This is a genomic window from Citrobacter sp. RHBSTW-00017 (assembly GCF_013797615.1).
Lineage (GTDB): Bacteria > Pseudomonadota > Gammaproteobacteria > Enterobacterales > Enterobacteriaceae > Citrobacter > Citrobacter braakii.
Genome location: NZ_CP056899.1, coordinates 1,861,139 through 1,886,066, shown reverse-complemented (window position 1 = coordinate 1,886,066; position 24,928 = coordinate 1,861,139). Strand labels below are relative to the sequence as shown.

Below are 24,928 nucleotides of genomic sequence, written 5' to 3'. Positions count from 1 at the left end.
GCATGGATGTACAAACCCTTTTCGTCGTGTTGGCCTTTCTGCTCATTCCCGTATTTTGTTTTCGCGAAGCATGGAAAGGCTGGCGCTCTGGGGCAGTAGATAAAATTAAAAAGAATGCGCGCGAACCGGTTTACGCTTATCGCAATCAAGAGCCCCTGCAATTTTGGTCTTATGTGCTGGTTTATGCCGGGTGCGGATGTTTATCCTTCGGGATGGTTATTTACTTAGTCTTTTATCGCTAAAGAATTTTCCTTTATATTAGCATTTGAGAATAGCTAATATTTTGATAATAGTTACCATTTCAATGTAAGGGATTAATGCTGCCCGCCAGCATTTCCCTCAGACTATCTTCTATTTGTGAATCCTTTCACAGAATACTCTTCCTGCAGTGCTTAGCCTTAAGAATAGCCTTCACTTTTTATATTTTGTTATTAACGGTTTGCCTTAATTTACTCAAGCATTAAGGAAGAAAATATGCCACAACAAAATTATCTGGATGAGCTCACGCCTGCTTTTACCCCATTATTAGCAATAAAAGAGGCTTCCCGCTGTTTATTATGTCACGACGCCCCCTGTAGTCATGATTGCCCGGCGCAAACAGACCCAGGGAAATTTATTCGCTCTATTTATTTTCGTAATTTTAAAGGCGCTGCCGAAACTATCCGCGAAAATAATGCGCTCGGTGCGGTGTGCGCCCGGGTTTGCCCAACCGAAAAATTATGCCAGCGCGGATGTACGCGCTCAGGAATTGATAAACCTATCGATATTGCACGTCTGCAACGCTTTATTACCGATTTTGAACAGCAGACCGCAATGAAAATCTATCAGCCGGCAACAAAAACGCTCGGCAAGGTAGCTATCATCGGGGCGGGTCCGGCAGGGTTACAGGCCAGCGTAACGCTAAGTAATCTTGGTTATGATGTCACAATCTTCGAAAAACAGGCCCAGCCAGGTGGCTGGTTGCGTTATGGCATTCCTGAGTTTCGTCTGCCGCAGGCAGTTTTGGATCTTGAAATTGCCCGTATCGTTGAAATGGGCGTGACCATCAAGTGCAATTGTGAAGTCGGCAATGCCCTTTCCGTTGAGCAACTCAAAGCAGAATACCGCGCCGTACTGGTTACCGTAGGGATGTCTTACGGTTCAACATTACCTCTGTTTGAGAGGGCGAATCACGTCGAAATCGCCGTCGATTTTCTGCAACGAGCCCGCCAATCCAACGGCGATATTACCGTCGCACAAAGTGCATTAATCATCGGAGGTGGCGACGTGGCGATGGATGTCGCCAGTACGTTGAAGCTGCTGGGCTGCCCGTCAGTCACCTGTGTCGCGCGTGAAGAACTCGCCGACTTCCCGGCCAGCGACAAAGAATTCAGCAGCACACAGGCTTTAGGGGTGTCGATAATTGACGGCTTCACGCCCGTGGCGGTTAGCGGAAATCGAGTCACCTTTAAGCACGTACGTCAGCCTGGAGAACTCACGCTTGAAGCCGAACAGATTATTCTCGCCGTCGGCCAACATGCTCAGCTTGATAATTTCGCCGCGTTAAAACCACAGCGCAATCTTATCGATACGCACAATTATCAAACCGCCGATCCGGCTCTGTTTGCTGCGGGCGATATTGTTAAAGGCGATAAAACCGTTGTTTACGCCGTGAAAACGGGAAAAGAAGCCGCTCAGGCCATTCATCACTATTTAGAGGGAGCTTGCTCATGTTAACGAAAGATCTTTCTATTACTTTTTGCGGCGTCAAATTCCCCAACCCGTTCTGCCTCTCTTCCTCTCCGGTGGGCAACTGTTATGAAATGTGCGCCAAAGCCTATGATAGCGGCTGGGGTGGCATTGTTTTTAAAACGATCGGGTTCTTTATTGCTAATGAAGTCTCCCCACGTTTTGACCATCTCACCAAAGAAGATACCGGCTTTATTGGCTTCAAAAACATGGAACAAATTGCCGAGCATCCGTTGGAGGAGAATCTGGCCGCAATTCGCCGACTGAAACAGGACTACCCGGACAAAGTCCTGATTGCGTCGATTATGGGGGAAAATGAGCAGCAATGGCAGGAACTGGCCCGCCTGGTTGAAGACGCGGGTGCAGACATGATCGAGTGTAACTTCTCGTGCCCGCAAATGACCTCACATGCCATGGGTAGCGATGTAGGGCAAAGCCCTGAGCTGGTTGAAAAGTATTGTCGGGCCGTTAAACGCGGCTCGTCCCTGCCGATGCTGGCGAAAATGACACCGAACATTGGTGATATGTGTGAGGTGGCTCTGGCAGCAAAACACGGAGGTGCCGACGGTATCGCGACCATCAATACGGTTAAATCCATCACGAATATCGATCTGAACCGAAAAATCGGGATGCCGGTCGTCAACGGTAAATCCAGTATTTCCGGCTACTCCGGCAAGGCCGTTAAACCTATTGCTTTGCGATTTATCCAACAACTGCGCATGCACCCTGAACTGCGCGATTTCCCGATTAGCGGCATCGGGGGAATTGAGACCTGGGAAGATGCCGCCGAGTTTTTACTGTTAGGCGCGGCCACGCTGCAGGTGACCACCGGGATCATGCAGTACGGCTACCGGATTGTGGAGGACATGGCCAGCGGGCTGTCACATTACCTCGCCGATCAAGGGTTTGACTCACTGGAGGAGATGGTTGGTCTTGCCAATGCCAATATCATCCCCGCGGAGGATCTTGACCGTAGCTACATCGTCTACCCGTACATCCATCTTGATAAATGCGTTGGCTGTGGCCGCTGCTACATCTCCTGTTATGACGGCGGACATCAGGCGATGGAATGGAATGAGGAAACCCGCACACCGCATTGCAACACAGAAAAATGTGTGGGATGCCTGTTGTGTGGTCACGTTTGTCCGGTAGCCTGTATTGAGCTGGGTGAAGTGAAATTTAAACCCGGTGAGAAAGAGCATGCGTTAACGTTGTAACGCTGACAAAAAAGCCCGGTACAGATTACGCTGCACCGGGCTTTTTGCGGTATACGATTACTTCTTACGCGCGTACTTCAGTGAGTCCAGCGCAACCGCGAAGATGATAATGCCGCCCTTGATAATGTACTGCCAGTAAGGGTTCACGCCAATGTAGGTCAGACCGTAGTTGATGACGGTGAAGATAATCACACCGGTCACCACGCCAAACACGGTCCCTACCCCGCCGCTGAACGACACGCCGCCAACCACGCACGCCGCAATCGCATCCAGCTCATACATAAAGCCGAGGTTGTTAGTCGCCGAGCCGATACGCCCGGCTTCGAGCAAACCACCGAAGGCATAAAACACGCCAGACAACGCATAGATGATCAGCAGGTTCAGCGCAACGTTGACCCCGGACACTTTTGCGGCTTCAGGGTTTCCGCCGATGGCGAAAATGTTTTTACCGAAGCGGGTCTTGTTCCACAGCACCCAGACAAACGCCACCGCAATCAGCGCATAGAAGGTAATGTAGGAGAGGCGGAAACTACCCAGCGCAATAAAGCCCTGTGCGAAGGTGGAGAATCCGCTGTCAAAGCCAGAAATTGGCGATGCGCCGACAAAGTCGTAGTACAGGGAGTTGATCCCGTAAACGATGATCATCGTACCCAGGGTGGTAATAAACGGCGTCACATTCAGATAAGCAATGATAATACCGTTCACCAGACCGATAATGGCGCCAATCACGCAAACAATCAGCACGACTACGATGATTGGCATTGTAGCCATTTCCGGGAACACCTTGTTGGCGTTCTCCATCGACTGTAGCAAGGTTGCCGCCACGACTGCCGCCAGGCCAACCTGACGTCCCGCCGACAGGTCTGTCCCTTGGGTAACAATCAGCCCGGCCACGCCCAATGCGATAATAATACGCACCGAGGATTGCGTCAGAATATTACTCAGGTTCAGTAAGCTTAAGAAAGTGGGATCCTGGAAAATAATAATCGCCAGCAAAACTAAAAGAACAACGTAAATTCCGCCTTCTTTCAGATAAGTAAGAAAACTTTTCTTATTTAACGCACTCATGAGGAGCCCCTAATCTTAAAGGTGCAAAGACGCAAGACGGAGGATTTCGTTTTGCGTTGTTGTTTTAGTGTCAACAATTCCGGCAACGAGACCATTGCTCATCACCAGAATACGATCGGTAATACCTAGCAGCTCCGGCATTTCAGAGGAAATAATAATAATCCCCTTATCCTTTTTCGCGAGTTCAGCAATCAGCTGATAAATTTCAAATTTCGCGCCGACATCGATACCACGCGTGGGTTCATCTAACATCAGGATTTCTGGCTGCGTTAATAACCAGCGACCAATAACCACCTTTTGCTGATTACCACCGGACAGTGAACCGATTTGTGTTCGATGGCCCGGCGTTTTCACCCTCATTGAGTCAATTACCCACTGGGTATCACTCTTCATGCGGGAATTATCCAGCAGACCAACTTTATTTTTATAGTTTTGGATATTGGAGATTAACGAGTTAAAACCAATATCCAGATACGCGTAAATACCGGTTGAGCGGCGCTCTTCCGTGACCAGCGCAAAACCATGATTAATGGCCTCATTTGCGCTATGGTTATTAATTTTTTTGCCGTGTAGCGTAATCGTACCCGATGATTTCTCTCGAATACCAAAAAGCGTTTCAACGATATCGGTACGTTTTGCGCCGACCAGCCCGGCAATCCCGAGAATTTCCCCTTTGTGCAAATCAAACGAGATATCACGAATCGACGGCTGACGCAGCGAGGTCAGGTTACGTACTTGCAGAATGACTTCACCGGGTTTGTTTTCTTTATCCGGAAAACGTTGGTTCAGTGAACGGCCGACCATCATGGAGATGATCTTATCCATATCCAGCCCTTCCAGCGGCTGGGTCGCAATCCACTGGCCATCACGCAGCACGGTAATTTCATCGCATAGCTGGAAGATTTCTTCCATCTTGTGAGAAATATAAACAATACCGCATCCACGCTCTTTCAGCTTACGGATAATGGTAAACAGATGATTAACTTCTTTCTCGGTTAACGATGACGTTGGCTCATCCATGATGACGATTTTTGCGTCATAGGAGAACGCTTTCGCAATTTCAATCATCTGCATTTGAGAAACGGATAATGTACCAACGCGCGCACGCGGATCGATATCAATATCCAGTTCATCAAATATCGCTTTGGTATCGCGGTACATTTTGTCCTGATCGACAAACATGCCTTTGGTGGGATAGCGTCCCAGCCACATGTTATCCATCACAGAACGTTGTAATACCAGGTTTAATTCCTGGTGTACCATCGAAATACCATTCTCAAGCGCTTCTTTAGCAGAATGAAAATCGATTTCTTTACCCTGAAATAAAATACTACCGGAATCTTTTTGATAGATACCGAAAAGACATTTCAATAATGTTGATTTCCCCGCGCCATTCTCCCCCATTAAGGCATGAATGGAATGTGGGCGGACTTTTAAATTGACATTATCAAGAGCCTTAACGCCGGGGAAGGACTTGTTGATGCCGGTCATTTCCAACAAGTATTCGCCTGACGACTGAGTATGTGTGCTGACCATAATTATACCTTGTTGGCCTTGCAGAGTGCGTTATTAAGGGCGCAATGACATTGCGCCCAAAGACGGAGTATTTACTTATTGGTAAACTCTGCCAGATTATCTTTATCGACACCTACATACGGAACGCGAACAATTTTGTTCTCAATTTTCCAGTTAGTGCCATCTGCCGCACCTTTGCCGTCAGCCAGGTTTTTCGCCAGATCGAAGGTGGCTTTCGCCTGGTTGTTGGCGTCGTTCAGCACGGTACCAGCCATTGCGCCAGATTTCACCAGAGCCAGCGCTTCAGGCAGCGCATCCACACCAAATACCGGTACGCTGGTTTTGTTGTGCGCTTTCAGCGCTTCAACTGCGCCCATTGCCATCGCATCGTTGTTTGCGATAACCACTTCGATTTTGTTGGCGTTCGGACCTGACATCCACGCATCCATTTTATCTTTTGCCTGAGCGGTATCCCACATTGCAGTATCTAACTGCAGTTGCTCAGTTTTAATGCCTTTATCGTTCAGCTCTTTAATCACGTAAGTGGTACGTGCTTCAGCGTCCGGGTGTCCCGGTTCGCCTTTCAGCAGAACAAACTGAATTTTGCCGTCTTTGTTCAGGTCCCAGTTCGGGTTCGCTGCCCAGTGTTTGGCGATCAAATCACCCTGAATAATACCGGACTCTTTAGAGTCGGTACCGACGTAAAACGCTTTGTCATAGCTGTCCAGCGCCTTACGAGAAGGTTCTTTGTTAAAGAACACGATCGGTACGTTCTGCCCGCGTGCCTTTTCAATGACCGTGCCTGCCGCTGCCGGGTCAACCAGGTTAATCGCCAGTGCCTTAACGCCTTTTGCCAGCAGCACGTCGATCTGGTCGTTTTGTTTGGACTGGTCGTTCTGCGAGTCATTCATCAGCAGCTGTACATCTGGCGCCGCTTTGGCATCTTTTTCAATAGCCTTACGTACTACAGACATAAAGTTATCGTCATACTTATAGATAGTCACACCAATGCGGGTATCAGCAGCGTGCGCAGCCGCGCCGAATAACATGCTTGCCATTACAGCAGACAGGGTCAACACCTTCTTATTCATGGTATCTCCGGTTTTATTATGCAGGGTAGTACTTGAGATAAATGCTCGGCAGGCAGAACGTTACTGAAGTGTTACTGAACGCCGAAGCTCACTTTTAAAAAATATTTCTTCCGTGTCTGGCAACGCTCCAAAAACAGGCTTTAATTTTTGTTTAAGGCACCTTTACCTCGGTGAAAGTGATTATTCACCGTTACATAGTAGTTACAGCGCAACAAACAGTGTCATCATAGCTATCGCATTGTTAATATACTGTGAATTTACTCACATATTGAAAGCGGTTACATCGCGCAACGTTATGAGTTAGTGATCGGTGCCGCATTCTGCCGTAGCGCCACTGAATGGCGACGCACCAGCGTCGGCATAAAGCAATGCGTCGCCTCCAGGTCTAACGTGCCTGCAGCCCCCTGTAGCGCAAGCTCCGTCGCCATTTTTGCCATTGAGGCAATGGGATAGCGTACGGTGGTCAGTTGCGGATCGGTGTAACGCGCGATAGGAATATCATCAAAGCCAATGATAGAAAGGTGTAATGGAATAGCGATGCCGTTGTCTTTTAGCGCGGTCAGCGCGCCGGCAGCCATATTGTCGTTATAGGCGAAAACCGCCGTCAGTTGTAAGTTACGTCCCAGCAGTTCTACCATCGCAGACTCTCCGCCTTGCATATCGGGCGAACCGGTGCCGACCCAACTTTCTGCCGCAACAATCCCCTGCTCTTTCAGGGCTGTTAACCACCCTTCTTTGCGCATGGTGTCATCTTCAATGCGATGGCTTGACGCCAGATAACCGATGCGTTGATGACCATTATTCAGCAGCATTCGGGTCGCCATTTTGGCACCGCTGATGTTATCCAGGCAGACGCAGCGGTGGGCGTACCCCGGCACCAGACGGTTGATCAGCACCATACCGGGGATTTGATCCATAAACTCGGCGAGTTCCCGATCGCTCAGTGCTTTCGAGTGTACAATCAGTGCGTTACAGCGCTGACGAATCAACACCTCAATGGCATGACGTTCTTTTTCAGCCTCATGATAGCTGTTGCCAATCAGGACATACTTCTGATGCTGCTGGGCAACCATATCCACGGCTTTTACCAGCGCGCCAAAAAAGGCGTCTGATACATCCATGACCACAACCCCAATCGTGTCGCTCACCTGCGTCGCCAGCGCTTGCGCGTTGGCATTAGGTCGATAGCCCAGCAGAGTAACTGCCTTCATTACCGCTTCACGCGTATCGGGACTCACCAGCGCACTGTTGTTCAGTACGCGGGAAACGGTCGCTACAGAAACGCCAGACTGTCGTGCCACATCACGTATGGTGATCATATTCACTGCCCTGTTTTAGATTGCGGTTGCCCGCAGACACCCCAGGCTGGGTATTCTGTCAGCACAATGAAACGCACTGCGTGAGAGATGTCACAGGAATGAAAGCGCTTACATCCGTTTTGTTAATGAATGTGATCCAGATCGTTATCTGGATGTACGCGGCAATGATGTCCCCGCAGCACGCAGGGTTAATTGACGCCACAGCCATTCCACCGGGCCCTGGCGGTAAAAACGTAGCCATATGACGGAGAAAAGTAGGTTAACGGCCCAAACCGGAATGACGAAATACAGCAGCTCCAGTCGGTCAAATTTCATAAATAAGCCGACCTGGTAAAACAGCGTGGTGCAGATTAAGGTTTGTAACAGATAGTTAGTTAATGCCATGCGCCCCACACAGGCGATGGCAATGACCCATTTTAAGCGGCTAAGCTGCGGCCAGAAGCCGAACATCAGCGCGGCGTAACCGATGGTTTGCAACGGCGCGCCCAGCTCTCGCGGGGCTTGTAGCAAGAAGGCACACCAGCGATATGCCCAGTCCAGATGCCACTGAGCGACGATAGCAGGCAGGTTAATCGCCATCCCGAGAATGACCAGCAGTACACCGGTGCGTCGGTAATGCTGTAAGCTGTACTGCCCTTTTAACCAACCGCTGCGCATCAATGCCGCGCCGAGCAGCATCATCCCCGCCAGTTGCCAGCCGTACTGTGCGCCCAGCGCCAGCAAGCTATTGGACATCATATCCACGCGATTGCTGACGGCTTCCATTCCACCGTTTATTTTCCAGTATTTTTCATACAGCAACGCTGAGGCATCCGGCGTCCAGGCACGACTGGTTTCACTCCCGGAGATTACCCCCAGCAGCAGCAATACGCCAACGCCCACCAGATAAAGCAGTACGCCGGTGTTAAATAAGCTTTTTACCGACGGCGCATCACGGATTAACCGCCAACAAATCAGGCCGATTAAGCCATATGCCAGCAGGATATCGCCATCCCAGAAGAGTAAACCGTGAATAAAACCCAATAGAACCAGCAGCGTAAGCCGCGACTGGATCCAGCGTTTACCGCGCGGGAGCAGCATTTGCAGACCGGCACCGAACAGCAGCGCAAACAGCGTGAGGAATTTTACCTGCGCAAAGAGATCGAGCAGCGCCCAGGTCCAGGCGTCGGATAAGGTGATGTTGCCATACCACGCGGGATTGAGGTATGCCGCCTTTGGCAAGCCAAAGGCGCTAATATTGAGAAGCAGGATACCAAGAATGGCGACGCCACGAATAAAATCCAGCGTGACATTACGCTCCATGGTCCCTGCCCTAATCAGTTGTGATGACGTACTGCGCGCAGGAATTCCTGACGCGTGTTCTGGCTGGACTTAAACAATCCGCCAAGAGAAGTGGTCGTGGTCGCACTGGTCGCATCGCGAATGCCACGCGCTTTCACACAGTAATGTACCGCATCAATCGACACCGCCACATTATTCGTCCCGAGCAGCGTTTGCAGCGCGGTGAGAATTTGCTGGGTGAGACGTTCCTGTACCTGCGGACGCTGTGCGAAAAACTGCACAATGCGGTTAATCTTCGACAGACCAATAACCGAATCTTTCGGGATATACGCCACCGTCGCTTTGCCATCGATAGTAACAAAGTGGTGTTCGCAGGTGCTGGTCAGCGTGATATCGCGAACCGTGACCATCTCGTCCACCTTCATTTTGTTTTCAATGACGGTAATTTTCGGGAAGTTGGCGTAGTCGAGGCCGGAGAAAATCTCATCGACATACATTTTCGCAATGCGATGCGGAGTTTCCATCAAACTGTCATCGCTCAAATCGAGATTGAGCAACTGCATAATCTCGGTCATATGGCCCGAAATAAGACGTTTGCGCGTTTCGTTATCCATCTCTTGCACGGGCGGGCGTAGTGGCGTTTCAAGACCACGCGCGACCAGCGCTTCATGAACCAGGGCCGCTTCTTTACTGAGTGATGACATTTCTTCTTCTCCTGCAGGTGGGGCGCCTCTGCCCTGCATGGGGCAAAGTTTTTAGGCTGTGTCACAGCCAGAACATTGTGCGTGAGGCGGCGCACATAATCCAGTATTCACCGCGATAATTATTGAAATTGGTACAGCCTTTCAGCGTAGCGATTTCACTTGTCGTTCTACCCGGCGACGTCGAGTGTTAATGTAAAGTTATATAGATGATGAAGTATGTTTGCTCAATGCGGAAGTGAAAGTTGCTCACAGTGCCATGAATAATCTGTATTATGGTGAGTTCGCAAACATATTCAGGTTCAACACAACAAGGAGCCCCGCATGGAAATGCTTGAAGAGCACCGCTGTTTTGAAGGCTGGCAGCAACGCTGGCGTCACGACTCCGCCACGTTAAATTGCACCATGACCTTCAGTATTTTTCTTCCTCCCCCGCGCGATAACACCACGCCTCCGGTGCTGTACTGGCTGTCGGGTCTGACATGCAATGATGAAAACTTCACGACTAAAGCCGGCGCACAACGCATCGCGGCTGAGCTTGGCATTGTACTGGTGATGCCGGACACCAGTCCGCGCGGCGAGCAGGTTGCCAATGATGATGGCTACGATTTAGGCCAGGGGGCGGGATTTTACCTCAATGCCACCCAACAGCCGTGGGCAACGCATTTTCGCATGTATGACTATCTGCGTGATGAGCTGCCGGCACTGATTCAATCGCAGTTTAACGTCAGCGATCGCTGCGCCATCAGTGGACACTCCATGGGGGGTCACGGCGCATTGATTATGGCGCTGAAAAATCCCGGGAAATACACCAGCATTTCCGCCTTTGCACCGATCGTAAATCCTTGCCGCGTTCCGTGGGGGGAGAAGGCTTTTAGCGCGTATCTGGGTGAAGATAAATCACAGTGGGCCGCGTGGGACAGCTGCGAGTTAATGTTGGCCAGCAAGCCCGCAGACGCGATTCCGACGCTTATTGATCAGGGAGACAGCGATCAGTTTCTCGCCGATCAGCTGCAACCCGCGGTACTAGCCGAAACGGCCCGTCAAACCGCATGGCCAATGACGCTACGCATCCAGCCAGGTTACGACCATAGCTATTACTTTATTGCGTCGTTTATTGAGGATCACCTGCGCTTCCACGCCCAGTATTTGTTGAAGTAACGCCTGAGTGAGGGCGCCAGCCCTCTTCATTTCTCCATCATTCCTTCACTTTTTCTCCTTTTTTCTTTCTCCACTATCCTATTGATTTAAAAGCATTACCCTCAAAACAAGATCAAACACAAATGATTTCGATTATCATTTGTGTTTACAAACATTCATACTTTTGTACAATCCATTCGCTTCTTTACTGAAAAGAGTCCTTAAAAGACAAATACATACAATTGTCATGGCCTTTCACATGACGCGCTGATCGTTACCCTAAATAATTCGAGTTGTATGAACGCGCGTAGCCACGCATCTGCAACTTGAAGTATGCCGGGTAAATTCATTTAAATGGAATGATACAAATGACTATACCTCACGTTAAGGCTGTAGCTGCCGCAGTATGCGTCGCCAGTCTCCCATCACTCGGGCATGCCGCTGAACAAGACACCGTGGTGGTTACCGCCACCGGCTTCGAGCAGAAAATTCAGGACGCCCCCGCTTCGATATCTGTTATTACCAAGCAGCAGATTGAGGACAAAGCCTATCGCGATGTTACCGATGCGCTAAAAGATGTCCCTGGCGTCGTCGTCACCGGCGGGGGTAGCAGCAGCGATATCAGTATTCGTGGTATGGCTTCGCAATACACGCTCTTCCTGGTCAACGGTAAACGCATCAGCACACGCGGCACACGTCCTAACAGCGACAACTCAGGTATTGAGCAAGGTTGGCTGCCGCCACTGGAATCCATCGAGCGTATCGAGGTAATCCGTGGCCCAATGTCATCTCTGTACGGCTCCGATGCGATGGGCGGCGTCATTAACGTCATCACCAAGAAAGTGTCGAATACCAAAGCCTGGACCGGCTCTCTGCACGGCGATGCCACTTTCCAGGAAGACAGAGACTCCGGCGATATTTATCAGACCAACGCCTATGCGTCTGGGCCCCTGATTGACGGATTACTCGGCGCGAAAGTGACCGGGTTATTCTCTCATCGGGCAGAGGACAAAATCCTCAATGGCTACAATGAACAGCGTATGCGTAACGGGGGCTTAACCCTGAACTTTACGCCAGATGATAAAAATGACATCGACTTCGATTACGCACGTGAACTGCAGGATCGCGACAGTACGCCAGGCAAATCCATGGCCGAGGAAAGCTGCCGCAACGGAAGCTGCAAGCCCAACAGTAAAAGCGAAAACAAGTATGTGCACACAACGTATTCACTAACCCACAGCGGTTATTACGACGACTTCAACTCCACCAGCTATGTCCAGCAGGAAGAGACCGAAAACCCAGGTCGCCAGATGAAGTCCTACAACACGATTTTCAATAACCAGAACCAGGTCTTCCTTGGGGCGCACACCCTGACGTTGGGCGGGCAATACCGTTATGAAAAACTGAGTGATAACGGCAACCAGCTGCAAGCTGCTGATGGACTGAACAAACTGACCCGCTGGAGCTGGGCGCTGTTTGCTGAAGATGAGTGGGCCGTTACCGATACCTTCACGCTGACTGGCGGTCTGCGTATGGATAAAGATGAAAACTACGGCGACAACTGGACGCCGCGCGGTTATGGCGTATGGCATCTGAGCGATCAATGGACCTTAAAAGGCGGCGTTTCAGCGGGCTATCGCGCACCGGACCTGCGCCAGTCGTCTGCCAGTTGGGGACAGGTCACCGGCGGCGGTAGACTGAACGGCATCATTGTCGGCAACCCGGACCTGAAGCCGGAGAAAAGCCTCAGCGAAGAGATCGGTTTACTGTGGGATAACGGCAACGATCTCAACGCGGGCGTCACGCTGTTCAATACTGACTTCAAAGACAAAATCACCGAAGTGCGCCGCTGTAACAGCAGCTCCGATCCGGCCTGTACCATCGGCAATACCCACTATGACTTCGTCAGCGATCGCGTTAACGTCGATAAAGCCAATATGCGCGGCGTAGAATCCACTTTCGGCTGGAAGATGACTTCCGACATCAACTGGACGGCGAATTACACTTACACGGAATCTGAACAGAAAAGCGGTCAGTTCTCCGGTCAGCCATTGAACAAAATGCCAAAGCATATGTTCAACACCACGCTGGACTGGCAGGCCACGCAGGATCTCGGTTTCTGGAGCCGTCTGAATCTGCGCGGGAAAACGTCTGAATACCTGAGCCGTACCTCCATGGCGCAGGGCACCCCGTCCTATACTCAGGTCGATGTTGGTTTGCGCTACTATGCTAACAAAGATCTGCTGATGACCGCTGGCGTGTATAACGTGCTGGATAAGCAAATCGATTACGATACCTACGACACTGTTCTCGATGGTCGTCGTTACACGGTTGGCCTGACTTACAGCTTCTAAGTCTGGCGCAATAAAAAAACCCCGGCACTCATCATGCCGGGGTTTTTGTTATGCTTTTTATACTGTTATTTCTTCACGCGATCCGGGAATTTCATTTCGCTGTAGCGAACAAAATGAGTTCCTTTCGCCAGCTTATAGCCAAACCAGATAATCAGGAACAGCGGGATACCGATATAGGTTGCCATCACGCCGCCCCAGTCAATGCTATCTTTCAGGAACGCTTCGTAGTTCTGGCCCAGAGTGATAATCAGGCACAGCACAAAGGCGAAGATCGGACCCAGCGGGAAGAAGCCAGAACGGTACGGCAGATCCTTAACATCGTGACCCTGCAACACATAACCGCGACGGAAGCGATAGTGGCTAATCGCGATCCCCAGCCAGGCGATAAAGCCCGTCATCCCGGAGGTGTTCAGCAGCCAGAGGTACACGGTCTGGTTACCAAACATCGAGGTCAGGAAACACAGCCCCGCCACCACGGTCGTCGCATACAGCGCGTTACGCGGTACGCCGCCACGAGACAGTTTGCCGAAAATACGCGGCGCTTTACCGTCGCATGCCAGGGTGTAAAGCATACGCGTGGAGGCATACATCCCGGAGTTACCCGCTGACAGTACCGCCGTCAGGATAACCGCGTTCATTACTGCTGCGGCTGACAGCAGACCCGCATGCTGGAATACCAACGTGAACGGGCTAACGCTGATGTCTTTCACATCGTTGCGCAGCAGGCTCGGATCGGTGTACGGGATAATCAGGCTGATAATCAAAATCGCGAACACATAGAACAGCAGGATTCGCCAAAACACCTGACGCACCGCACGTGGAATGTTCTTTTCAGGATCTTCAGATTCGCCTGCCGCGATACCGATCAGCTCTGTTCCCTGGAAGGAGAAGCCGACGATCATCGCCACGCCAATCATAGCGGCAAAACCCCCGGCAAACGGAGCATCACCGGTCGTCCAGTTGCTCCAGCCCACCGGCTGAGTGCCTTTGAAGATACCGAAAATCATCATCACGCCAACCACGATGAAGATAATTACAGTGGTAACTTTGATCAGCGAGAACCAGTATTCCGCTTCACCAAATCCGCGAACGGAAATGTAGTTCAGCAGGAAGATAACGCCGAGGAACAGTGCGCTCCAGATCCAGCCCGGCGTGTCCGGGAACCACCAGCTCATCACCAACTGTGCGGCCACCAGGTCAACGGCAATCGTTACCGCCCAGTTGTACCAGTAGTTCCAGCCCAGCGCGAAGCCAAAGCCTTCTTCTACGTAGTTTTGACCGTAAGTGGAGAACGAGCCGGAAACTGGCATATAGGCAGCCAGTTCACCGAGGCTGGTCATCAGGAAGTACACCATCAGACCGATCAGGATATAAGAGAACAACGCGCCGCCAGGACCCGCCGCAGAAATAGTTGCACCAGATGCAACGAAAAGACCTGTACCGATGGAGCCTCCAATGGCAATCATCGTCAGGTGACGCGCCTTCAGTTCACGACGTAGCGTGGGCGCTTCTGTGGTTTTAGTTTCGGAAACCATGTGAAAATGCTATCCATCCAAAAAATGAGGCGCGATTGTAGCAGACGAAATGGCATTCTTCCGGCACAAATGCGCTGTTATAAGAGACCTTCATGACTGGCCGCGGATTATAAGTAAAGCAGAAAACGGGCGGCACAAGGCGGTTAAGACGTAACAGCCATTATGGATAGGGTGGCCTGACGAGAGTTAGCGCGCTATTCGCCCTACTCAACCTGGTCGCTGTAATATAAAAAACGCGTAATGGCATTGGAGATATGTTTTTGCCGGTGATGAACGCGCCAGAGAGTGCGCACTAAACGCGGCAGTGGCACGGTAACTTCGCTCAGCGTCCCTGCCTGTAACTGCTCCGCAATGACCCGACGCGACAAACAGCTGATCCCGAGACCATGGCGCACCGCATGCTTAATGGCCTCGGAGTTCCCCAACTCCATCGCCATCTGAAATCTTGGCAGATGAGACAACAGCAGGTAATCCACCAGTTCACGCGTACCCGATCCTCGCTCACGCAGGATCCACGGCGAAGCAGCCAGCTGTTCCAGCGTAACGGGCCCCTTTGTGAGCGGTGACGACGGTGCGGCAAACACCACCAGTTCGTCCTCCAGCCACGGTTCAGAGATGATTTCCGTACTGTGACACGGCCCTTCAATCAGCCCGATGTCTACCCGAAAATCCAGCACCGCATTGATCACGTCCTGGCTGTTGCCCACGCTAAGTTCCAGCGGCAAATCGGGGAAGTCCTGGCGATAACGAGCGATCATGGCGGGCAGAATATAATTACCGATGGTGCTACTGGCATAGACCCGAATGGCGCCATTATCTTTGCGAAAAAGCTGTTCGATTTCGGTCGTTTGCTCAAGTAACGCCAGCGCGCGCGGATAAAGCAAGCGTCCGTGTTCGTTAACCACCAGCCGTTTGCCGACACGGTCAAACAGTTGCACGCCAAGTTGCCCTTCCAGATCGGTAAGCGCCGCACTCACCGCCGACTGCGACAATGCCAGCATGACAGATGCCTGGGTTGTTGAGCCGCTTTTTAGTACCTCAGCAAACACTTCAAGTTGTCGCAGGGTGATATGCATAGTCGTTTTCCACCGGATAGCCGTTACTTATACCCTAAATAATTCGAGTTGCAGGAAGGCGGCAAGAGAGAGCATCCCCGGGAGCGTACTTAAGTACGTGACTGGGGTGAACGAGCGCAGCCAACGCACATGCAACTTGAAGTATGACGGGTATACCACTTATATAGATTAATTATAAATATATAATCAATTTTATTTTTAAACCACTTCGCCTTACTCTTTTACCCAGATAAAGGAGAAGGATATGACAGAACTCACCTTACAGACTCATCGTCGTACAGCGTGGCATTTTATTCCGGGGCTTGCCCTGAGTGCAGTTATCACTGGGGTCGCCTTATGGGGAGGATCCATTCCCGCCGTCGCAGGTGCCGGGTTCAGCGCCCTCACCTTAGCCATCTTATTGGGGATGATTCTCGGCAACACCGTCTATCCGCACATCTGGAAAAGCTGTGACGGCGGCGTGCTGTTCGCGAAACAACATTTATTACGTCTGGGGATTATCCTCTACGGTTTCCGCCTCACCTTCGCGCAAATTGCTGACGTCGGCGTCAGCGGTATCGTGATTGATGTGTTAACGCTAAGCAGTACCTTTATGATTGCCTGTTTCCTGGGGCAGAAAGTATTTGGTCTGGACCGTCACACCAGCTGGCTGATTGGCGCGGGTAGCAGCATTTGTGGTGCCGCCGCCGTGCTGGCAACCGAACCAGTGGTGAAAGCAGAAGCCAGTAAAGTGACCGTCGCTGTCGCCACCGTGGTTATCTTCGGTACTATCGCTATCTTCCTGTATCCGGCGATGTATCCGTTGCTTTCACACTGGTTTAGCCCAGAAACCTACGGCATTTACATTGGCTCCACCATGCATGAAGTTGCACAGGTTGTGGCTGCCGGGCACGCCATTAGCCCGGATGCGGAAAACGCCGCGGTTATTGCCAAAATGCTGCGCGTCATGATGCTGGCACCGTTCCTTATCCTCCTGGCCGCACGCGTTAAACAACTGTCTCCGGCCACGGGCGGTGAGAAGAGCAAAATAACCATTCCATGGTTTGCCATCCTGTTCATTGTGGTCGCAATTTTTAACTCGTTCCACCTGCTGCCACAGTCAGTAGTGAACATGCTGGTAACGCTGGACACCATTTTGCTGGCAATGGCGATGGCGGCCCTGGGGTTGACCACGCACGTTAGCGCGCTGAAAAAAGCCGGTGCCAAACCGTTACTGATGGCCCTGCTGCTGTTTGTCTGGCTGATTGTGGGTGGCGGTGCGATTAACGTCGCTATCCACGCGCTGATGGCATAAACGATCACGACTCACCTCTATTAACCCGCTATACTCTCCCTTTTTGTATTTGAGTATGGCGGGTTAAATTTATGAAATATATCGGAGCGCACGTAAGCGCCGCTGGCGGTCTGGCTAACGCCGCTATTCGAGCCGCAGAAATCGAAGCGACCGCATTCGCCCTGTTCACCAAAAATCAGCGCCAGTGGCGTGCCGCGCCGCTGACCACCGAAATCATTGATGATTTTAAATCTGCCTGCGAGAAGTATCACTATACTGCCGCCCAGATCCTGCCTCACGACAGTTACCTGATTAACCTCGGTCATCCGGTTAGCGATGCGCTGGAAAAATCACGTGATGCGTTTATAGATGAAATGCAGCGCTGTGAACTGCTGGGCTTATCCTTGCTGAACTTTCACCCGGGCAGCCATTTGATGCAGATCCCGGAAGATGAGTGTCTGGCGCGCATTGCCGAATCCATCAACATCGCCCTTGCTCAGACCCAGGGCGTTACGGCAGTTATCGAAAATACCGCCGGACAAGGCAGCAACCTTGGATTTAAGTTTGAGCACCTTGCCGCCATTATCGACGGCGTCGAAGATAAGTCCCGCGTCGGCGTCTGTATTGATACCTGCCATGCCTTCGCGGCCGGTTACGATTTGCGCTCCGTCGAGGAATGCGAAAAGACGTTTGCGGAATTTGAACGTATTGTCGGCTTCAGGTACCTACGCGGTATGCACCTGAACGACGCCAAGAGCGCATTTGGCAGTCGCGTTGACCGTCACCACAGCTTAGGTGAAGGCAATATTGGCCACGATGCCTTCCGTTGGATCATGCAGGACAATCGTTTTGACGGCATTCCGCTGGTGCTGGAAACGATTAATCCGGATATCTGGGCAGAAGAGATTGCCTGGCTGAAAGCCCAGCAGACAGAAAAAGCGGTGGCATAATCATGAACGACAGGGAAAAGCAGATCCTTAAGATCCTGCGTCGCAATCCGTTGATTCAGCAGAATGAAATCGCCGATATTTTGCAGATCAGCCGTTCACGCGTTGCTGCGCATATTATGGATTTGATGCGTAAAGGCATGATCAAAGGTAAAGGTTATATCCTTACCGAACAGGATTATTGCGTGGTTGTCGGGGCGATCAATATGGATATTCGTGGTGTTGCTGACATCCACTATCCTCAGGCTGCCTCTAACCCTGGTAGCATTCACTGCTCGGCAGGCGGCGTGGGACGTAACATCGCCCACAACCTGGCGCTGCTGGGCCGTGACGTCCACTTAATTTCCGCTGTTGGCAGTGATTTCTATGGCGAAACATTGCTGGAACAAACGCGTCAGGCCGGTGTTAACGTTTCCAGTTGCATACGCCTGCATGGACATAACACCTCAACTTACCTGTCGATCGCTAATCAGCAGGAAGAGACCGTACTGGCAATTAACGATACCCATATCCTGCAACAATTGACGCCGCAGTTACTGAACAGTTCGCGAGATTTGATCCGCCATTCCGGTGTCGTACTGGCAGATTGCAATCTGACTGCCGAAGCCATTGAGTGGGTCTTTACTATTGCTGATGATATTCCGGTATTCATTGACACCGTTTCAGAGTTCAAAGCGGCAAAAATGAAGACCTGGTTTACGCGTATTCATACGCTAAAACCAACGCAGAAAGAGCTGGCGATTTTGTGGGGTCAACCTATTCATTCAGATGCCGATCGCGTACTGGCCGTTAATAGTCTCCATCAGCAAGGGGTAAAACGAATCTTTGTTTGCCTGGAAGATGAATCCGTTTTTTGCAGCGAAAAGGACGGAGAACAGTTTTTACTGACGCCTCCTGAGCATACGGTTGTAGACAGTTTTGGCGCCGACGATGCTTTTATGGCGGGATTGCTGTACAGCTTTCTGGAAGGTAGTGAATTTCGTGAAAGCGCTCACTTTGCCATGGCCTGCGCGGCATTATCGCGAGCCAGCGTCAGCATCAACAACCCAACCCTCTCAGCAGATAACGCCTTGTATTTGCTGCAAACTGCTTAAATGTAATGCCGGATGGCGCTACGCGTATCCGGCATTATTTTCGCTATGCCAGCCCGATAAAGAAACCGGCTATAGTGGCGCTCATCAGGTTTGACAACGTTGCTGCTGCCAGCGCGCGCATGCCAAGCTGCGCGATTTCCGGGGCTCGCTGTGGCGCTATCGCCGAAAATGCCCCGACGACAACGCCAATCGAACCAAAGTTAGCGAAACCGCACAGCGCAAACGAGATAATCGCAATGGTCTTCACATCCAGTGTTCCACCCGTTTGCAGATATGGCGAGAAGTTGAGATAAGCGACAAACTCGTTAATCGCCAGCTTCTGCCCAATCAGGCTGCCTGCCAGCGTCGCATCGCCCCAGTCCACACCCATAATCCACGCCAGCGGGGCTAGCGCATAGCCAAAGATCCCTTCCAGAGTGGCGTGACCAAAGCCAAACCACCCACCAATTCCGCCAATAATGCCGTTAATCAGCGCGATAATGGCGACAAATGCCATTACGACCGTCGCCACGCCAGCAGCAATTTTCAGCCCGGTCATCGCTCCGCTCGCCGCTGCTTCGATGATGCTTTTCGGTGGCGTTTCAGTAAATGACAGGTTCTCAAAGGTGACACGAGATTCTTCAGTTGCCGGACTAAGCATACGCGCGAACAAAATACCGCCAGGAATTGCCATCAACGATGCCGCCAGCAAATAGTCAATCGGAACGCCCATTCCGGCGTAACCGATCATCATTGAGCCAGCAATCGAGGCCATCCCACTACAAATAGCGGTAAACAGCTCATTGCGATTCAGGCGGTCAATAAACGGCTTCACGATCGCCGGGATCTCGTTTTGCCCGAGAAAAATCGTCGTTACGGCGACAAATGACTCGATCTTACTGATGTTCAGCGCTTTCTGGAAAATACCGCCGAGGATGCGGATCAACAGCCCCATCACGCCAATGTAGTAGAGAAGACTGATCAGTGCGGTCACAAAAATGATGGCCGGTAGCACCCGAAAAGCAAAGATAAACCCGGCTCCGTCAAACAGCACATCCATTTTTGGCCCAACCAGGGAGCCAAAGATAAATGCGCTTCCCGCGTCACTGTATGACATCACCTTGTGGACACCGAGCGCAGCCTGTTCAACCAGCCATTTTCCCGGCGGGAAGTACAGCATAACGCCGCCGATTGCGATTTGCAGTACCAGTGCAGCCCCGACCGTGCGCAGACTTATACGTTTTTTATTTACTGACAGCAGAAACGCGATGGCCAGTAATACCACCATACCCACAACACTTCTCATTATATCCATAATGAAATTCCCTTCATGCCAGGAAACCCGGCGTTATCGCCAGGTTTTGGTAGGTTTGATATTCGCGGGCGACCGCATTCTGCCCGGGAAATTCTGTCAGACGAGGCGCTGATACTCCTTCGCAATTTCACAGGCCAGTACCGCATTGTTGAACACCAGCTGAATATTTGATTTCAGGCTGTCACCACCGGTCAGCTCTGCAACCCGCGCTAACAGGAACGGCGTACTCTCTTTGCCCACGACGCCCTGATCTTCCGCTTCTTTTACCGCCCGATCGATTGCCGCATTAATTTTCTCTTCGGCCATCGCAAACTGCTCTGGGATGGGGTTCGCAACAACCAGACCGCCGTCGAGACCCGTTTGCCATTTCACCGCCATGGCACGGGCAATCTCTTGCGCACTGTCCAGACGGATGCTGACCTCAAACGGACTGGTACGGCAGAAAAATGCTGGCAACGCGTTGGTTTGATACCCAATTAACGGCACACCAAAGGTTTCTAAATATTCAGTAGTTAAGCCGAGATCAAGAATAGATTTCGCCCCGGCACAAATTACCGTGACATTGGTATGCGCCAGTTCTTGCAGATCCGCGGAAATATCAAAGGTATGTTCAGCACCACGATGAACCCCACCTATTCCCCCTGTCGCAAATACTTTAATTCCCGCCAGGGCGGCAATAATCATGGTTGAGGCAACAGTCGTTGCACCATTTTTTCCTGCCGCGACCACAAAAGGCAAATCACGACGACTTACTTTCGTAACGCTATGACCTTCTCGCCCAAGCAGCTCAATTTCATCTTTGCTTAAACCAACTTTCATTATTCCGCCAATAATGGCAATGGTCGCAGGAACCGCACCGTGTTTACGAATAGTTTCTTCTACTTCAATCGCTGTCTGGGCATTCTGCGGAAATGGCATACCATGAGAAATAATGGTTGATTCAAGTGCAACAATCGGCTTCTTACTGTTTAATGCTTCCTGTACTTCTGGAGATATTTGTAATAATTCAGAGGAAAGAGTTAATTCAGACATTCTGTGTTCTCCACTAATGAGCTTACATTCGCAACAGACAAATCAGGGTTATTGGTATATTCACAGGCTAACGCCATTGATGAACAACCCTGCGCAAATCGAACCGAATCAATAAAGGGCATGCCGTCTACCCAGCAGGACGCCAGTCCAGCCATCATTGCATCGCCAGCCCCGGTAACATTAATGACGTGAGTTTTAATCGGCAGTGACCAACCACGGCTCCCCGCAATATCACTGTAATAAACACCGTCACCGCCCATGCTGAGCACCAGCCTATTTAAGCCGCGATCATGAAACCAGGCGGCGACTTTACCCACGTCATCACGCCCGGAAAGCGCAATACCGCTTAGCGTTTCGGCTTCAAGCCGGTTGGGTTTAAGAGTGTGAATTTGTCCAAGCCGCTCGCGAATTTTGACGCATTTCCATGCCGATACCGGGTCAACAAACACCGGAACCTCTCCGGCATTTTCCAGCACCCATGCCAGGGCATCTTCGCTGATATTGCAATCGGCGACGATGACTTTCGCCTGCCGAATAAAATCATGATGCTGTGATAAAAAATCTGCTGAAATATGTTCGGTAATGCTCATATCATTAATGGCAACCAACATTTCACCGGTATTATCAAGCAATGATAAATAACTGGACGTATTCTCTCCGGGAACGATAAGACACTTATCAACATGAACTCCGGATTGATTGGTTTGCGCCAATAACGATTGTCCATAAAAATCATTACCAACCGCCGTCAGTAACCATGAATTTTTCCCCAGCAGCGCGAGATTATGTGCAATGTTACGTCCAACTCCGCCGGGGGTGAATTTTATCTTTCCTGGATTCGAATCCGCATAATTTAGAGAAGCATGCGAATACCCAGCAACATCCATATTGGCCGAGCCAATAGTTACTATGTATTCCTTTTCACGCATAGCACGTCCCCTGGCAATTAACTTGCCACAAATGAGTTCGTTAAAAATAACCAACGCCACACATTAGGTTATTAGAGCACATGTTCACTATCAAACATATGTTCATAGTAAGCGTGTTTTGGACAAAGTAAATCCATATTCAAGATCTAAACTCAATAGATATGAACAGAATCACAATTTTTTATAGATACAGTCTGTAAAGGAAAGAGAAAATGAGAGGTAGTACACAATTCAAGCAGTCTAAAGAGTTTAACTCCGGCATAACCGGAGATTTTTCAGATGCGACAGGCGATCCGGTTCGTATCAACTGAGCGAAACAAGGTCCTCTGGCATATGGTTGTACAAAATCCGCCAGAAGTGCTCAGCCGTTTTATTCAACCGGGTATCCATTCGGTAAATATAAGCCTGAATAGGCACCATCAGCTCCGGCGTCTGCAGACAAACCAGCCGCTTTTCGCGCAGTTCGTTTACGATTGTCCACGCCGGCAGCCAGGCGATACCATGCCCATCCAATGCCATATTTTTTAATAACTCACTCATTGAAGACATAAACAGCGTACGGGCTGAAATGCCGCCTACTTCCGCCAGATGACGGTTTACCAATCTTCCCATGTAGGATGTGCTGGTATAGTTCAGAATTGGCGCCTGCGACTGATAGATATCAAACAACGCCTTACCCTGCGCATCAGCAGCACACACGGGGTACAGTTCAGACTCAAAAACCTTCAAGCCGCAGAAAGGTGACTGCATTAAGTCTTCATCCCGAAAGGAGATAATAAAATCGCTTTTCCCCTCGCGCAGAGTATTCACCGCCTGAACAACATCAATAGCTTCAACGTGATAGACAAACTCCTCCCCCCAGGCCGCCATTGAGTGCACCAATCTGGGCAACATCGTCAGCGACAGAGAATGTGCCGCCGCTATTTTGATATTGGGTACACCCAGTAAATTGTGGCCGCTTAGCTCATCCAGATTACATTCCAGCTGTTGCAACAAACTACGGGTTTGCGAATGAAATAGCTTGCCCTCCTCCGTGAGTTGCAGTGGGCTCGTTGTGCGATCAAAAAGCAGCACACCCACGGCAGATTCGAGCGCCTTGATCCGCCGACTAAATGCCGGTTGGGATATATTACGCTCCTCAGCCGCCTGGGAAAAATGACGGCATGCCTCCAACGTCAGAAAGTCATATAACCATTTTGTCTCAATATTTTTCATGCTTATCACGCGGATATTTAAATATGCTTTTTAGCCTTAAAGCATCATGCCTGAATAGTTCCGGAGATGACATTCATCATTAGCGCCTGGTGATTCGTTTTTTGCATCAAGGCTTCATTTTTAACATTAACATACTTCTCTCCCTATCGGTTACGACCGCTTGTCCGCCGTGTAACGCGGAGCCTCTGGCCGAATACCGGCCTGCTGAGGTTACACAATAAACCACAGTCATGCGGTTTTTGCATTGAACCATACATTATTGCATTTCTCCTCACGTCTCACTGCTGTTAAACATTATCAGCAGGCACAACCCGGCTCTGAATATTAATTATCGGTGAATTGAGGTATATATCGTGAAAGGTTTAATTGGCGTGCTTGGTGGTATGGGACCTGCTGCAACGGTCGATCTGTTTAATAAATTCGTCACTTTTACCGCTGCGCAACGTGACCAGGAACATATCCCCTTAATTATTTCATCTATTCCTGACATTCCTGACAGAACCGACGCGTTAATGCATCATGGCCATTCCCCACTTCCGGCAATGCGCGATTATATGCATAAACTCGAAGATGCTGGCGCCGAGTGTATTGTGATCCCCTGTAACACCGCCCACTTTTGGTTTAATGAATTAAAAGCGTGCTGCCATACAGAGCTGCTCAGTATCGTTGAAACGACCATCAATGAGGTTAAAAACTGCGGGAAATCGCAAATCGGATTACTCGCCACCAACGCCACTTTATACATGGGCCTCTATCAAAAAGGCATAGAATCTCTTGGGTTAACCTGCATCAGCCCTGACTCATCCAGTCAGGAAAAAGTGATGGAAAGCATCTATTGCTTAAAAGCTGGTGATGCTAAGCGGGCGCAAACGCTGATGAATGAACAGGCTGAAGCACTCTTCTCACGCGGGGCACAAGTCATCGTGCTCGGATGTACTGAAGTTCCTGTCATTCTTGCCGAAGCAGTCAACAAGTCACCTGAGAAATATATTGATTCAACCGGTTCGTTGGTTCGTGCCGGTATTAAATGGTACGAGAAACGCGTGGGTAAAAATCACCTTTTGGCACAATGAATGTCCATACCTGTTTAATTGTTGCATTAAATAAAAATCCATTTTA

At 50.4% G+C, this 24,928-nt stretch carries 21 protein-coding genes; 9 read left to right on the top strand and 12 right to left on the bottom strand.

Annotation, left to right across the window (positions count from 1 at the left end; all coding sequences use genetic code 11):
- The first annotated feature begins 2 nt into the window (after nucleotides 1–2).
- The 3 genes from HV037_RS09115 (at nucleotide 3) to preA (ending at nucleotide 2,945) form a co-directional block, all read left to right on the top strand.
- The gene (locus HV037_RS09115; RefSeq protein WP_016153715.1) at nucleotides 3–242 is read left to right on the top strand and encodes a DUF2542 family protein; all 240 of its coding nucleotides are present in this window, start codon (nucleotides 3–5) and stop codon (nucleotides 240–242) included.
- Between the two features lie 232 nt (nucleotides 243–474).
- On the top strand, nucleotides 475–1,716 hold the full coding sequence (locus HV037_RS09110) for an NAD(P)-dependent oxidoreductase (protein ID WP_016156975.1): 1,242 nt from the start codon (nucleotides 475–477) through the stop codon (nucleotides 1,714–1,716).
- The gene (gene preA / locus HV037_RS09105; protein ID WP_016156976.1) at nucleotides 1,710–2,945 is read left to right on the top strand and encodes an NAD-dependent dihydropyrimidine dehydrogenase subunit PreA; all 1,236 of its coding nucleotides are present in this window, start codon (nucleotides 1,710–1,712) and stop codon (nucleotides 2,943–2,945) included. The genes HV037_RS09110 and preA overlap by 7 nt, the downstream gene beginning before the upstream one ends.
- A gap of 57 nt (nucleotides 2,946–3,002) precedes the next feature.
- Here preA and mglC read toward each other — a convergent pair whose 3' ends face one another.
- From mglC to folE, 6 genes are all read right to left on the bottom strand, one after another.
- Nucleotides 3,003–4,013 (bottom strand): galactose/methyl galactoside ABC transporter permease MglC, encoded by a 1,011-nt coding sequence (mglC, locus tag HV037_RS09100; RefSeq protein ID WP_003027393.1) that lies wholly within the window; start codon nucleotides 4,011–4,013, stop codon nucleotides 3,003–3,005.
- 15 nt (nucleotides 4,014–4,028) lie between these two features.
- Nucleotides 4,029–5,549 (bottom strand): galactose/methyl galactoside ABC transporter ATP-binding protein MglA, encoded by a 1,521-nt coding sequence (mglA, locus tag HV037_RS09095; RefSeq protein WP_016153718.1) that lies wholly within the window; start codon nucleotides 5,547–5,549, stop codon nucleotides 4,029–4,031.
- A gap of 71 nt (nucleotides 5,550–5,620) precedes the next feature.
- Nucleotides 5,621–6,619 carry a galactose/glucose ABC transporter substrate-binding protein MglB gene (gene mglB / locus HV037_RS09090; protein ID WP_016153719.1) on the bottom strand — a complete coding sequence of 333 codons (999 nt, stop codon included), beginning with the start codon at nucleotides 6,617–6,619 and terminating at the stop codon, nucleotides 5,621–5,623.
- A gap of 293 nt (nucleotides 6,620–6,912) precedes the next feature.
- A complete protein-coding gene (gene galS / locus HV037_RS09085) occupies nucleotides 6,913–7,938 on the bottom strand; it encodes an HTH-type transcriptional regulator GalS (protein WP_047359172.1) in 1,026 nt (341 codons plus the stop codon).
- Between the two features lie 144 nt (nucleotides 7,939–8,082).
- Nucleotides 8,083–9,240, bottom strand: a complete 1,158-nt coding sequence (gene yeiB / locus HV037_RS09080) for a DUF418 domain-containing protein YeiB (RefSeq protein ID WP_047500983.1) — start codon at nucleotides 9,238–9,240, stop codon at nucleotides 8,083–8,085.
- Between the two features lie 14 nt (nucleotides 9,241–9,254).
- Complete coding sequence (gene folE, locus HV037_RS09075; RefSeq protein ID WP_003027410.1) at nucleotides 9,255–9,923, bottom strand: GTP cyclohydrolase I FolE; 669 nt, start codon at nucleotides 9,921–9,923, stop codon at nucleotides 9,255–9,257.
- Nucleotides 9,924–10,244: 321 nt separating this feature from the next.
- Between folE and fghA the strand changes: the two genes are divergently transcribed.
- Both fghA and HV037_RS09065 read left to right on the top strand, forming a co-directional pair.
- Nucleotides 10,245–11,081: an S-formylglutathione hydrolase gene (gene fghA / locus HV037_RS09070; RefSeq protein WP_181500248.1), complete on the top strand. Its 837-nt coding sequence runs from the start codon at nucleotides 10,245–10,247 to the stop codon at nucleotides 11,079–11,081.
- A gap of 347 nt (nucleotides 11,082–11,428) precedes the next feature.
- Nucleotides 11,429–13,414: a ligand-gated channel protein gene (locus HV037_RS09065; RefSeq protein WP_016156980.1), complete on the top strand. Its 1,986-nt coding sequence runs from the start codon at nucleotides 11,429–11,431 to the stop codon at nucleotides 13,412–13,414.
- A 65-nt stretch (nucleotides 13,415–13,479) separates the two neighbouring features.
- On the opposite strand, the gene lysP is transcribed toward HV037_RS09065, so the two are convergent.
- Both lysP and yieE read right to left on the bottom strand, forming a co-directional pair.
- On the bottom strand, nucleotides 13,480–14,949 hold the full coding sequence (gene lysP, locus HV037_RS09060; protein ID WP_016153724.1) for a lysine-specific permease: 1,470 nt from the start codon (nucleotides 14,947–14,949) through the stop codon (nucleotides 13,480–13,482).
- Between the two features lie 203 nt (nucleotides 14,950–15,152).
- Entirely contained in the window at nucleotides 15,153–16,025 is an 873-nt protein-coding gene (gene yieE, locus HV037_RS09055; RefSeq protein WP_016153725.1) for a DNA-binding transcriptional regulator YeiE, read from the bottom strand.
- Nucleotides 16,026–16,269: 244 nt separating this feature from the next.
- Here yieE and HV037_RS09050 point away from each other — a divergent pair, with 244 nt between their 5' ends.
- From HV037_RS09050 to HV037_RS09040, 3 genes are all read left to right on the top strand, one after another.
- The gene (locus HV037_RS09050; RefSeq protein WP_016153726.1) at nucleotides 16,270–17,319 is read left to right on the top strand and encodes a YeiH family protein; all 1,050 of its coding nucleotides are present in this window, start codon (nucleotides 16,270–16,272) and stop codon (nucleotides 17,317–17,319) included.
- Nucleotides 17,320–17,390: 71 nt separating this feature from the next.
- Nucleotides 17,391–18,248, top strand: coding sequence for a deoxyribonuclease IV (gene nfo, locus HV037_RS09045; RefSeq protein ID WP_046275457.1), 858 nt, complete (start codon nucleotides 17,391–17,393; stop codon nucleotides 18,246–18,248).
- Between the two features lie 2 nt (nucleotides 18,249–18,250).
- A complete protein-coding gene (locus HV037_RS09040; RefSeq protein ID WP_047416236.1) occupies nucleotides 18,251–19,339 on the top strand; it encodes a sugar kinase in 1,089 nt (362 codons plus the stop codon).
- Nucleotides 19,340–19,382: 43 nt separating this feature from the next.
- Here HV037_RS09040 and HV037_RS09035 read toward each other — a convergent pair whose 3' ends face one another.
- From HV037_RS09035 to hypT, 4 genes are all read right to left on the bottom strand, one after another.
- On the bottom strand, nucleotides 19,383–20,633 hold the full coding sequence (locus HV037_RS09035) for a NupC/NupG family nucleoside CNT transporter (RefSeq protein ID WP_103284021.1): 1,251 nt from the start codon (nucleotides 20,631–20,633) through the stop codon (nucleotides 19,383–19,385).
- Between the two features lie 96 nt (nucleotides 20,634–20,729).
- Complete coding sequence (locus tag HV037_RS09030; protein WP_016156984.1) at nucleotides 20,730–21,665, bottom strand: pseudouridine-5'-phosphate glycosidase; 936 nt, start codon at nucleotides 21,663–21,665, stop codon at nucleotides 20,730–20,732.
- Nucleotides 21,653–22,594, bottom strand: coding sequence for a pseudouridine kinase (locus tag HV037_RS09025; RefSeq protein ID WP_016153731.1), 942 nt, complete (start codon nucleotides 22,592–22,594; stop codon nucleotides 21,653–21,655). Before HV037_RS09025 ends, HV037_RS09030 begins: the two co-directional genes overlap by 13 nt.
- A 303-nt stretch (nucleotides 22,595–22,897) precedes the next feature.
- On the bottom strand, nucleotides 22,898–23,809 hold the full coding sequence (hypT, locus tag HV037_RS09020; RefSeq protein WP_019077233.1) for a hypochlorite stress DNA-binding transcriptional regulator HypT: 912 nt from the start codon (nucleotides 23,807–23,809) through the stop codon (nucleotides 22,898–22,900).
- 353 nt (nucleotides 23,810–24,162) lie between these two features.
- Between hypT and HV037_RS09015 the strand changes: the two genes are divergently transcribed.
- Nucleotides 24,163–24,882: an amino acid racemase gene (locus HV037_RS09015; RefSeq protein ID WP_016153734.1), complete on the top strand. Its 720-nt coding sequence runs from the start codon at nucleotides 24,163–24,165 to the stop codon at nucleotides 24,880–24,882.
- The last annotated feature ends 46 nt before the right edge of the window (nucleotides 24,883–24,928 follow it).

Bases quoted from the DNA above. Each gene is read 5' to 3' on its own strand.
- HV037_RS09115 (WP_016153715.1), top strand. From the start codon at position 3: ATGGATGTACAAACCCTTTTCGTCGTGTTGGCCTTTCTGCTCATTCCC.
- HV037_RS09110 (WP_016156975.1), top strand. From the start codon at position 475: ATGCCACAACAAAATTATCTGGATGAGCTCACGCCTGCTTTTACCCCA.
- preA (WP_016156976.1), top strand. From the start codon at position 1,710: ATGTTAACGAAAGATCTTTCTATTACTTTTTGCGGCGTCAAATTCCCC.
- mglC (WP_003027393.1), bottom strand. From the start codon at position 4,013: ATGAGTGCGTTAAATAAGAAAAGTTTTCTTACTTATCTGAAAGAAGGC.
- mglA (WP_016153718.1), bottom strand. From the start codon at position 5,549: ATGGTCAGCACACATACTCAGTCGTCAGGCGAATACTTGTTGGAAATG.
- mglB (WP_016153719.1), bottom strand. From the start codon at position 6,619: ATGAATAAGAAGGTGTTGACCCTGTCTGCTGTAATGGCAAGCATGTTA.
- galS (WP_047359172.1), bottom strand. From the start codon at position 7,938: ATGATCACCATACGTGATGTGGCACGACAGTCTGGCGTTTCTGTAGCG.
- yeiB (WP_047500983.1), bottom strand. From the start codon at position 9,240: ATGGAGCGTAATGTCACGCTGGATTTTATTCGTGGCGTCGCCATTCTT.
- folE (WP_003027410.1), bottom strand. From the start codon at position 9,923: ATGTCATCACTCAGTAAAGAAGCGGCCCTGGTTCATGAAGCGCTGGTC.
- fghA (WP_181500248.1), top strand. From the start codon at position 10,245: ATGGAAATGCTTGAAGAGCACCGCTGTTTTGAAGGCTGGCAGCAACGC.
- HV037_RS09065 (WP_016156980.1), top strand. From the start codon at position 11,429: ATGACTATACCTCACGTTAAGGCTGTAGCTGCCGCAGTATGCGTCGCC.
- lysP (WP_016153724.1), bottom strand. From the start codon at position 14,949: ATGGTTTCCGAAACTAAAACCACAGAAGCGCCCACGCTACGTCGTGAA.
- yieE (WP_016153725.1), bottom strand. From the start codon at position 16,025: ATGCATATCACCCTGCGACAACTTGAAGTGTTTGCTGAGGTACTAAAA.
- HV037_RS09050 (WP_016153726.1), top strand. From the start codon at position 16,270: ATGACAGAACTCACCTTACAGACTCATCGTCGTACAGCGTGGCATTTT.
- nfo (WP_046275457.1), top strand. From the start codon at position 17,391: ATGAAATATATCGGAGCGCACGTAAGCGCCGCTGGCGGTCTGGCTAAC.
- HV037_RS09040 (WP_047416236.1), top strand. From the start codon at position 18,251: ATGAACGACAGGGAAAAGCAGATCCTTAAGATCCTGCGTCGCAATCCG.
- HV037_RS09035 (WP_103284021.1), bottom strand. From the start codon at position 20,633: ATGGATATAATGAGAAGTGTTGTGGGTATGGTGGTATTACTGGCCATC.
- HV037_RS09030 (WP_016156984.1), bottom strand. From the start codon at position 21,665: ATGTCTGAATTAACTCTTTCCTCTGAATTATTACAAATATCTCCAGAA.
- HV037_RS09025 (WP_016153731.1), bottom strand. From the start codon at position 22,594: ATGCGTGAAAAGGAATACATAGTAACTATTGGCTCGGCCAATATGGAT.
- hypT (WP_019077233.1), bottom strand. From the start codon at position 23,809: ATGAAAAATATTGAGACAAAATGGTTATATGACTTTCTGACGTTGGAG.